Annotated in this window: 3 protein-coding genes; all 3 read right to left on the reverse strand. The window is 36.1% G+C overall.

What is annotated here, in order from left to right; genetic code table 11:
- Nucleotide 1: 1 nt before the first annotated feature.
- On the reverse strand, nt 2-1936 hold the full coding sequence (locus tag BOW57_RS16555; RefSeq protein ID WP_129055840.1) for an OmpA family protein: 1935 nt from the start codon (nt 1934-1936) through the stop codon (nt 2-4).
- An 11-nt stretch (nt 1937-1947) separates the two neighbouring features.
- The gene (locus BOW57_RS16560) at nt 1948-2865 is read right to left on the reverse strand and encodes a type IX secretion system membrane protein PorP/SprF (RefSeq protein WP_089052846.1); all 918 of its coding nucleotides are present in this window, start codon (nt 2863-2865) and stop codon (nt 1948-1950) included.
- Nucleotides 2866-3024: 159 nt separating this feature from the next.
- A partial coding sequence (locus BOW57_RS16565) for a gliding motility-associated C-terminal domain-containing protein (RefSeq protein WP_129055842.1) occupies nt 3025-8257 on the reverse strand: 5233 nt, incomplete at its 5' end.

An 8257-nucleotide genomic window follows, 5' to 3' on the forward strand; every position in this document is an offset into this window, starting at 1 on the left:
ATTACAATCCAACTATAATGAACTCGCTTCGTCTGTTCATTTGGTGTTCTTCTTCAGTACATGGTACACCATCAGAACATTTGTTTACGAGCTGTGTTTCTCCATAACCTTTTCCGGTCAGACGATTTTTAGCTACACCGTTTTTAATAAGCCAATCGATAGTTGATTTTGCTCTTCGGTCAGATAAAGCTTCATTATATTGATGAGTTGCTCTACTATCTGTATGCGAACGAATATCTAACTTCATAGTTGGATTTTGATTCAATACATCTAATATTTTTTCTAAGTCTAAAGCAGCTTCAACGCGAATGTTTGATTTATCAAGATCAAAATAAATCATTTTTATTCCGAAGCATTTTCCTAAATCATCTCCGATAGCAACTTTACAAATGATTTTATCTAAAGCAATTGGCAGATCCGTTTTTCCGCTTACTTTTCCAATGTTAACCATTACTTCTTTAGTTGCATAATCTGTTTTCACGGCTCTCACATTATATGATTTACCACATTCAACGGCAAAACTGTATTTTCCTTCGGCATTTGAAATGGTGGTATTTACAATAACCTGCTGGCTGTCATATAAAGTAAGTTTTGTTCCCGGCAGTATTATACCGCTTTCAGCATCTGTAATTACACCAGTTAATTCCTGCAGACATTTTAGTCTTCTAGTTTCTAGAAATTTATAAATATCATCAGAACCGTGTCCGCCGGCTTTATTTGAGCTGAAATATCCTCTTCTGGTTGCTGGATCAATAATATAGGCGAAATCATCATTAGGCGAATTTACATCAGCACCTAGGTTTTGAATATCACTTACGGTTCCATTATCCTGCAATTGTCCCACAAATACATCAAGTCCGCCAAGTCCCGGATGTCCGTCAGAAGCAAAATAAATTTCATTTTCACTAGTTACATAAGGAAATGTTTCTTTTCCTTCGGTATTAATTGATTTTCCTAAATTTTCAGGAGTGCCATAACCGCCGCCGCTGTTGATACTTACTTTGTAAATATCCGATTGTCCTATTGTTCCCGGCATATCAGACGCAAAGTAGAGTGTTTTTTCATCAGGACTTAAAGCAGGATGTGCAGTGCTAAAACTGTCACTTGTAAAAGGAAGAGCAGTTATATTGGTCCATTTTCCGTTTTCAAGTGTAGCTTTGTATATTTTGATTAGAGTAACTTTGTTATCATCTTTTCCTTTTTTGCCGTCAATAAAATTGTTTCTTGTAAAATAAACAGTCTTTCCGTCTTTAGTAAATGCTGGAGACGATTCGTGAAATTTTGTATTTATCGCTGTTTTTATTTTATTCACCTTAGTCGAACTTCCGCTTTCAGCATCAATATCTGCATTGTAGATGTTAGTAAAATATTCGCCTGTCCATTTGTGCTTTCTCTGGCTGAAATTACCAGTATCTCTTGCTGATGCAAAATAGATTTTGTTGTCATACACAAAACTTCCGTAGTCAGAATATTTAGAGTTGATTCCGGCATCTTCAATTTTATAGCGCCCAGAGTTTAATTTGATTTGATCGAGATAGTTTACATCTTCTTTATAAAGCTTACCTCTAGAATCGTTTTTGTATTTGGTGTTAAACTCGTTGAGAACTTTATCAGCTTTGGCAAGCTGTCCAGTTGATTTTAAAGATTGCGCATATCTGTAAAAATATTCGGCCTCTGGAGACGGATTCATTGCAAAGAGTTCTCCGTACCATTTGGCGGCACCTTCAAATTCCGAATTGAAGTAATATGAGTTTCCGAGTTTTTTAAATAAATCCTCAGACTTATATCCTTTTTCGGCCACTCTTTCATAGGTTTTAATGGCGTCAACATAAGCATATCCATCGTATTTTTTATCACCTGAATTAACCTTTGACTGCTGTGAATAGCCGTTAAAAATATTTAATAGTATTAAGCAAAGGAGCGTATAATTTTTCATAATAATAAGTTTTAGAAGAAACGAGGAGTTGTCATTTTACCATTTTTCTTGAAGAATTCATATCGCAGGAATATCTCATGAGATCCTGAGTTGTAATTATTTAAGTTTGTTGTTTCTCGGTCGTAACCATAACCTAAATAAAGTCCGTCTGTGATTTGAAATCCAACCATTGCACTTAAAGAGGCACTCCATCTATAAGCTGCTCCAACTACAAATTTTTCAAAAAACATAAAGTTAGCAGAAATATCAACTTGTAGAGGTGCTCCTTCGACCATTTTTGTAAGTACTGCAGGTTTGAATTTGATGTATTGTAATTTATCAAGATCAAATACATAACCAGCCATTAAATAATAATTGATTTTGTCTTTATAAATGGCTACATCATTATCATCATAACGATTGGTTTCGATGAAATTTGGAACCGATAAGCCAATATAAGCTTTATCTGAATGCCAGTAAACACCTGCTCCAATATTTGGTGAAAATTTATTTCTAAGGTCTTGAAACTGCGGATCGCCTTGATCTTCAGGATTTAGTTTGTTAACATCTAAATTGAATAAATTAGCTGTTCCTTTAATTCCAAAAGAGAGTTTAAAATCTGGTGAAGTTTGGATTGAATATGATAGATCGGCAGAGATGTTATTCTCGTTTGTTGGACCTATTTTATCATTTACCAGCGAAAGCCCTATACCCAAATTACTATTGTTTATTGGTGTGTTGATAGAGAAACTGCTGGTTTCTGGTGCTCCGTCTAATCCAACCCATTGGGTGCGGTACAGACCAAAAACACTTAGAGCTCCGCGAGATCCCGCGTAAGCAGGATTTATATTTATTGCATTGTACATATACTGTGTATACTGTGCATCCTGCTGTGCATAACCTGTTAAGGCTATAGACATAATGACGAAGAAAAATAATTTTGTTCTCATAGTAGATGTGTATTATTTAGTTATTACCAACTAACTTTTTAATTCTGTAAAAAGATCGCAAAGTTAGTATGAATCTTTATTCAAAAATAAGTATTTTTTTTACAAATTATTATTTAATGCGCTATATGTTAATTGTTTATATAGCGCATTTTTTTGTTTTTATTTTGAAAGATAAAGGTATCCGTCTTTCTTATTATTTTGAACTTCATTATTTCCATTCAATGATTTGTAGTTCAAAATGTAGAAGTACGTTCCAGTTGGTAATCCATCTGATTGTTTGACAGTTGTTCTACCTCTAGATGTTCCATCAAATGCATTGGTTTCATTATTGTAATTTGTAGTTTCAAATACCAATATTCCCCAACGATTATAGATTTCTACAGTGTTTCCTGGATAACAGGTTAAATCATCAATACTATCAATTACGAAAACATCATTTTTTCCATCTCCATTAGGAGAGAAAGCATTATGTACAACTATATTTCCACATGGCAGTACTTTACAATCGTCGTTTATTTCCATATTAAGCGCAATTGTTCTAGGACAGTTCTCGTCTTTTATTCTATATTCGAATATGTAAGTGCCAAGTGCTAAACCTAATGCGTTAAGTGTACTTCCTTGTAAGGCATTAGTGTTATTTGTGTCTACCCAAGTTCCTGTTGTTGGTGTACCCTCTGGCAGTAAATTAGATAAGTTTAGTAATGTTGAATCGTCATTACAAGCTTGGCTGGCAATATTAGTTACACCATTTGGCAGAACTATTATCGTTACTGTTGCTGTATCACAATTTTCAGAACTTAATTTGTCACAAATGCGATATCTATAAGTATAAGTTCCTGCTGGAGTTAAACTTGATACTCTTACATTTCCTAATGTATCGAATGTGATATTAGGATCTGTTTTTACATTGCTATTGGTTTCTGTTAATAATGTAAAGTTTACAAGTTCAAGAGTGGCTCTAGCAGCTCCTTTTATATCGTTACTTAAAACATTTCCAACTAATCCAAAAGTGTTACATCCAATGTTACTGTAAGTGTCATCGACAGCGTCAACTGGTGTTGGCGGTGCAGGATCAATAACAGTTATTGTTACAATCGCAGTATCACAGTTTCCATTGTCTGCATTTTCACAAATTTGATACGTTAATGTATAAGTTCCTCCAGTTGTACCAACTTTTACATCTATAGATCCGTTAGGATTTAGTGTTAGTGCTCCAGTTGGATCTGGTGTTACGGTTGTAAGTGTAACATCTGCTGGATTAACTGCATTACCATTTAACGTGTCATTTGTGTATACATTCACTACATTTGTTGCTCCTGTACCTCCAGATATTGGACCTCCATTATCATCATTAGCAACAATTGCAAATGTTGGTCTGGCAGTACAGAACGGTTCAGATGGAGGATAATTTACAGTTATTGTTTCACTAGGATTAACAGATAATGTAATGTTTGCAGTTGGGCGTAATCCTTCAAAACCATCAGCAGCTTGAATCCATTGGTTGTTTTGGAATACCCATCCAGGCCAGTCAGTACCTTTTCCGTTTGTATCAACCGTAGCTCCAGGCCATAAAACACGACCGTTTAGTGGTAAGTCAGTCATCGTAGTTACCACTTTGTTTGCTGCATCTGCCCAAGTTATTGATACACCACTTACAGGAGTAAAGTTAACTGGAGTTATAGTGTAATCAAGGTATGGAACATCATTTACACAAATTGATGATGCAGTGACAGTCATTACCGGTGCTACTATAGTTACTGTTACCGTTGCGGTATCGCAGTTTGAAGTTGCGTCAGCTTCACAAATTTGGTATACCATTGTAAGTGTACCCACTGGTGCATTTGGTAAAACATCTACAGAGCCATCTGAATTTAATTGTAAAAACTCATTTGGTGTTACGGTAGTTATTATTACATCAGAGGCAGTTACGACCACGCCTTCAAGTGTATCATTTGGTAAAACATTCAAGACATTTTTTGTAATATGATTAACACCTGCAATTGGACCGGCACTATCATCATTGGCAACTATATCTTTAAATTCTTTACAATTTACACCAAAGTCAGCATCTAAATGAACTAAATCCTCAGGAGTAACATTTACAATTATACCGCTTTGGCTGGTAGTTTGACATACCGTGTGCATTTGCAGTTTGGCAGGTTTTGATGTTGCTTTTTTATCTGTTGAACTTGAGCTTGGAAGAACTTTTACAAGTCCAGTTTCTCCTAAAGCTGCTGCAACAGCATCTAAATTTGCTTCTCTAACTAGTTTGATGTTATATTCTCCATATGGATTTGCTTGCTCTGGTCTATCTCTCCAGAATCCTTGAATTCCAATGATTACTTCAGAATGATATCCATTTGGACCATCAATTATAATATTTGCATTTGATGCGTTTCCAAAACCACCGGCATTTAGCTCGCCCGCATTTGCTGGACCAACATAACTTCCGTCGCCATTAAAATCGATCCATTCCCAAAGACTGTAATCTATGGCGCCTTCTGCATCTGGGATGTTTTTAGTTACAACACCATCATTATTTGCATCGTACCATTCGTCTTGTACACCATTTCCATTAACATCATACCAAACATAGTCTCCTAAAACTGGAAGTGTTGATTTTCCGTATTCAAAGTTATGAACTTGGAATTCACATTCTTTAAGAGTAGTAAAGAACAAGCTCGAGTCGACTGGGTAAAGTTGATATGCGCTATTTAAATTAGCATCTTGAACCTGAACTAAATAACTTCCTGCAGGCATTCCTGTGAAGCTGTACATACCATCGGCTCCAGTTACACGTAGTAAGATTGGTCCTGTAGTTGTACCTTGAGGAATTAATGTTACTGGAACATTTGCAATAGGAGTATTGGTATCTATATTTATAATTTGTCCAGATATTTTAACTTTATAATTTGGTTCAGTAATAACAACCGTTGCAGTTGCTGTACAAGTTTCGTTTTCACTATTTACTACAGATGTTGCAGTAAGAGTATAAGTTCCAGCTGGTAAATTTGTGTTTCCAACTACTTCGTTATTTTGATTTGTAATAACTACAGTAGATCCAGGACTGCTGGTAACTGCAATTGAACCGTCACTTTTTCCTTGGCAGCTTACATTTGTTGCAATACCGCTTACAGAAACTTTATTTTCAACTGTAAACGTTTGAACTAATTCTGTTTTATTACCTGCACAGTCTGTTAAAGTGTAAGTTCTAGTTAAGATGTAAGATTCACCATTGCATCCAGTTCCTCCATTATTAGTGTCACTTACTGTAATGTTTACATTTCCTGCGCAGTTGTCTGCCGCATCTTTTATGTCTGCTGGACTTCCTGCTGGAATGTCTGCAGCACTTTGTAGATTAGCAACATCTGATGGTGCAGTACCAGTTGGAGGGGTAGTATCTCTTACTGTTATAACTTGAGTATACGAAATTGAATTTCCTCCACAATCACTTGTTGTCCATGTACGAGTTAAGGTATATTCTGTACCGCATTCGTTTTTAACATCGCTTTTAACTTCTTTGAAAACAATTGGTAAATCTCCATTACAATTATCAGAAGCTTCCATATTAAATGGTTCTGGAACAGCGTCACAAGAAACATTACTATCTGATGGAAGGTTGCCAACAAAAGTTGGTTTTGTTGTATCCTGAATTGTAATTATTTGAGTAAATGTTTCAGAGATATTTCCGCAATCATCTTTTACAGTCCAAGTATTGGTGTAAGTACCTGCGTTTCCACATTCTTCAGAAGCTTTAAACTCCCCGCTTACTTTATCAAGATTAGTTACATTAGTATCACATGCATCAGTTGCAACAGGGAATAAGGCTTGAGCTGCTGCTAAAGCTTGTGTATTGCTGCATTCTACTGTTCTGTTTAGAGAATCAGCTTCAGTTGACCACGTTGGTTTTGTAGTGTCTTGAATTGTAATTATTTGAGTGAATTTTTCAGAAATGTTTCCACAAGCATCTGTTACTGTCCAAGTATTAGTATAAATACCGGCATTTCCGCATCCTGTAGAAGCTTTAAATTCACCACTTATTTTATCAATATTAGTAACACTTGTATCGCAGGCATCAATAGCAGTTGGGAATAAAGCTTGAGCCGCTGTTAAAGCTTGCGCATCGCTGCATTCTATTGTTCTGTCTAAAGAAGCTGTTTCAGTTGACCAAGTTGGTGCAGTAGTGTCTTGAATTGTAATTACTTGTGTAAAAGTTTCAGAAGTATTTCCACAAGCATCTGTTACTGTCCAAGTATTAGTGTAAGTTCCTGCATTTCCACATTCTGTAGAAGCTTTAAACTCACCTTTTACTTTGTCAATATTAGAAACATCTTGATCGCAAGTATCAGTTGCAGTTGGCAGTAAAGCTTGTGCTGCTGCCAAAGCTTGAGTATCGCTGCATTCTACTGTTCTGTTTAAAGAATCTGTTTGTGTTACCCAAGTTGGTTTTGTTTTATCTTGTACATTAATTGTTTGACTTACTGGAAGTGAAATGTTTCCACACTCATCTTTTGCTGTCCATGTTCTTGTAACTGAATAAGAGCCGGCACAGTTACCTTGAGTAGTAACATCTTCGTAAGTTAAAACCGGAGTATTACCACCATTATCAGTTGCAGTTGCCTGAGTAAATACAGGTAATGCTGGGCAATTAATAGTAGAAGTTTCTGGTAATGGATTTATTATTGGTTTAATAGAGTCTCCGTCTATAATAGTTACCGTTTTTGTGATTGTACATGAATTAGCGTCTTTAACAGTAACGATATACGTTCCTGCTTGAAGTCCTGTAGCTGTAGCTCCTGTTTGAACAGGAGTTGTGTTCCAAGAATAAGTGTAAGGACTTGTTCCTCCAGCTGGAATTACAGTTGCAGAACCTGTTGTACCTCCACCACAAGCTACATTAACTTGTGTTGTAGTTGCACTTAAAGGATCTTGTGGCTGACCAACGGTAACTTCACATTTTGTAGTGTAACCTAATTTATCTGTAACTGTAACTGAATGCAATCCGGCAGTTAAAGCAACAGCAGTTGCCATTGTTTCGCCATTATCCCATTCATAAATATATTCACCATTTCCTCCAACAGCTGTTACAGTTGCTTTACCAGTATTACCACCGTAACATTTTACGGTTGCATCTTGTTGTATACTGCAGGATAATACATTTGGTTGTGTAATTTCTACAGTACATTCTGTAAAGCAGTCATTTGCATCTGTAACTTTTACACTATGCATTCCTGCGTTTAGTCCTATGGCTTTTTGTGTAGATTCACCATTATCCCATAAGTAAGTATAACCAGCAGTACCGCCAAGTACAGATACGGTCGCTTCACCATTGCTTAAGCCGTTTGCGGTTACTGGTTTGTTTTGTACTACTGAACATGAAAGGGCTTGAGCC

The organism is Flavobacterium sp. YO64 (genome assembly GCF_004119505.1).
In the GTDB taxonomy this organism is placed as follows: domain Bacteria; phylum Bacteroidota; class Bacteroidia; order Flavobacteriales; family Flavobacteriaceae; genus Flavobacterium; species Flavobacterium oncorhynchi.